This window comes from Micromonospora sp. BL1, from assembly GCF_003667485.1.
Lineage (GTDB): Bacteria > Actinomycetota > Actinomycetes > Mycobacteriales > Micromonosporaceae > Micromonospora > Micromonospora tulbaghiae.
Map to the genome: position 1 here is coordinate 1 of NZ_RCVK01000343.1, position 400 is coordinate 400.

1 pseudogene is annotated in these 400 nt (G+C 74.2%); it reads right to left on the minus strand.

Annotated elements, in window-relative coordinates:
- Positions 1–400: pseudogene (locus EAD96_RS25905) on the minus strand (type VII secretion protein EccC); the annotation flags it as partial.

Sequence of the window (400 nt, forward strand, 5' to 3'; positions counted from 1 at the left end):
TGGTCTTGCCGCACTCGGCGTCGCCGAAGACGGTCAGGTGCGGCTCGTTCGCCAGGTCCAAATAGACCGGGGCGAGCGCCGACTCGTTGACCCCGATCGGCAGGCCCGGCGCCGACCGGTCGACCACCTTCGCCAGCTCGGCCACCGGCAGCCGGCGCGGCAGCAGCCGTACCTTCGGGGCCGGACGGCCCGGCCAGTTCGCCGCCACGTGCCCGGCCAGGGCGACCGACGCCTCGGTCAGGTCGTCCACGTCCCGCTTGCCGTCGATCCGCGAGACGGCGGTCAGGAAATGCAGCTTGTCGCGGGTCAGGCCGCGGCCGGGCGAGCCGACCGGGACGTTCTGCGCCGCCCGGCGGTCGATCTCGGACTCGGCCGCGTCGCCGAGCCGCAGCTCCAGCTT